The 2,018-nt window shown below is 57.7% G+C and carries 3 protein-coding genes; 1 reads left to right on the plus strand and 2 read right to left on the minus strand.

The window, feature by feature from the left end:
• The first annotated feature begins 249 nt into the window (after positions 1-249).
• Positions 250-741, plus strand: a complete 492-nt coding sequence (locus tag ACSSV4_RS23145) for a YHS domain-containing (seleno)protein (protein WP_454277328.1) — start codon at positions 250-252, stop codon at positions 739-741.
• 80 nt (positions 742-821) lie between these two features.
• Here ACSSV4_RS23145 and ACSSV4_RS23150 read toward each other — a convergent pair whose 3' ends face one another.
• Together ACSSV4_RS23150 and ACSSV4_RS23155 are read right to left on the minus strand one after the other, a co-directional pair.
• On the minus strand, positions 822-1,241 hold the full coding sequence (locus ACSSV4_RS23150) for a MerR family DNA-binding protein (RefSeq protein ID WP_454277329.1): 420 nt from the start codon (positions 1,239-1,241) through the stop codon (positions 822-824).
• Positions 1,242-1,329: 88 nt separating this feature from the next.
• On the minus strand, positions 1,330-1,869 hold the full coding sequence (locus ACSSV4_RS23155) for an SPW repeat domain-containing protein (protein ID WP_454277330.1): 540 nt from the start codon (positions 1,867-1,869) through the stop codon (positions 1,330-1,332).
• Positions 1,870-2,018 lie beyond the last annotated feature (149 nt).

Here is a 2,018-nt window from a genome sequence, read left to right on the forward strand (position 1 = left end):
ACTGGCCGCCAGCGCTCTATGCGCCCTTCACGCCCAACCCCAAAGTGGCCTACTTTTGCGCCGCCCTTTGGTCGGGTTTTACTCCGCCGTTGACAAAACCGGCTGTAGCTGTCCATTGGTCACCTGGCGCGCTTTTCCAGATGAGGCGCACACCATTGCGAGAGCCGACTCCAAATGGCTTGTACGGCATACTATGTCTGGAGAACTGATCGCGTTTTGACTCGGTAGAAAGCAGGAAGGCGTTTTGGAATGGTCAACTTCACTAGGCGCCACTTTTTCGCAATCGGAGGAACGGCTTTGCTCGCTGCTGGCGGATATGTTGGCTTCCGGCAAATCTCTCCGAATTTCGAGGAGCTGCCACCCGCGCCGGTATTTACGGTTGACGGGCTCGCGATTCGCGGCATTGATCCTGTCGCCTATTTTGAAGATCGTCGCCCCGTCGTCGGGGATGCGGCGATCAAAGCGGTATGGAACGGTGCAACCTGGCGATTTGCCTCTGCTGGCAACCGCAACGCCTTTGTCGACGAGCCCGAGCGTTTTTCGCCGCAATATGGCGGGTTTTGTGCTTGGGCGGTTGCTGCAAAAGGCAAACTTTACAGCACCCAGCCGAAGAACTGGTCGATTGTCGAGGATCGTCTGTTTCTGAACTTCAACGACGATATCCAGCGCCGCTGGCAAGCAGATATTCCCGGCTTTATTGCCCGTGCGGATATGCGCTGGCCGGAGGTAGTTAAGGCGTGAATACCACTGGCCGCTTTTGTGGCTTGTACAGCCTTTCTGCATCGCAACGGTATTGCCATTCATCGCCGGGGCTCCAGACCTCAAAGGGTTGTTCCAGCGGGATGTCGTCGCGCTTTCGTGAAATTGGAACGCGCCAAATCATCCATAAGCGGACGATCATCGCCATGACACCGAACGACAAAATCACGAAGCGTCGCGCTCAGTGCCTGGAGCTCCTCGATTTTATGATCCACCCGCGCGATATGGCTCCGGGCGATCGCCGTGACGTTGGCGCTGGAGAACTCACGATCCTCGTACAATAACAACAGCGTGCGACATTCCTCGATGCTGAAACCCAATGACCGCGCCCGGCCGAGAAACGCCAGCTTGTGAAGATCCTGAACAGTGAAATCGCGGTACCCGTTTTCACGCCGCGATGGTTGCACGAGTCCGATATCCTCGTAATACCGGATGGTTTTTGCCGGCAATCCGCTCTGTTCCGAAACATTTCCGATGTTCATGGCAGGCAATCCTTTCCTTGAAACACCAGATAGGGTTTCCACCTACCGGAAGGTCAAGGACGCTTGGAAATCTTTTTGCGACTACCCTTCAGACAATGAACCTGTCCCAGCTGCCATAGTGTTCCTCGCTGCGCTTCCCGCGAGGCAGGCTGAGCGCGATGAGAGCGATCCCGGCGAGGACACCGACAAGGCTGCCCGCCACCGTGCCTCCGTCCAGAAGCCAGGGCGCGATGACGAGCCAGAGGCCGAAGAGGATGTTAAGGAACCGCAACGGGCGCGCGACCTCGGCCCAGGCGATGACCGCGGTGGTCAGGACCAGTGCGCCCAGCAGGTGATCGCTGTTCGCCATCGCTGCTTCATTGCCAAAGATCGCGCGCGACAGCATCAGGAAGGCCCCGATCGCAGCACTCAGCCCGAGTGTCCATGGAACAGTCACGCCGCGTGCGCTTTGTCGGAAGATCTGCATCGGTCGCGCGTCGAAGCTCATTTGGCCCCCCGTCGTGCCACCGGGCAGAGCATCGCCCCTGAAGAACGCGCGCCAGAACGGTCTGCCCCGGCGCGTATTCCAGACCATGAACTGCACCATCGCGACAATCTCATCGAGCGAGAACGGGATCATGATCAGCATGGCCAACGCCGCCATGAGACAGATCGTGCAGTAGGTGCCGATGGTGATCGGCTGTGTCGCTTTGCCTTTAAATCTGAGACATGGCGCTTTGAGCGTCGAGTTTTGTCCTTAACTGTGAGATTCGGCTGTCTTTGGTCCTGTGCTTCTGG

This window comes from Roseovarius sp. MBR-154 (assembly GCF_053628595.1).

Excerpts from the sequence above, each read along its gene's own strand:
- ACSSV4_RS23145 (WP_454277328.1), top strand. The coding sequence starts at position 250 with ATGGTCAACTTCACTAGGCGCCACTTTTTCGCAATCGGAGGAACGGCT.
- ACSSV4_RS23150 (WP_454277329.1), bottom strand. The coding sequence starts at position 1,241 with ATGAACATCGGAAATGTTTCGGAACAGAGCGGATTGCCGGCAAAAACC.
- ACSSV4_RS23155 (WP_454277330.1), bottom strand. The coding sequence starts at position 1,869 with ATGCTGATCATGATCCCGTTCTCGCTCGATGAGATTGTCGCGATGGTG.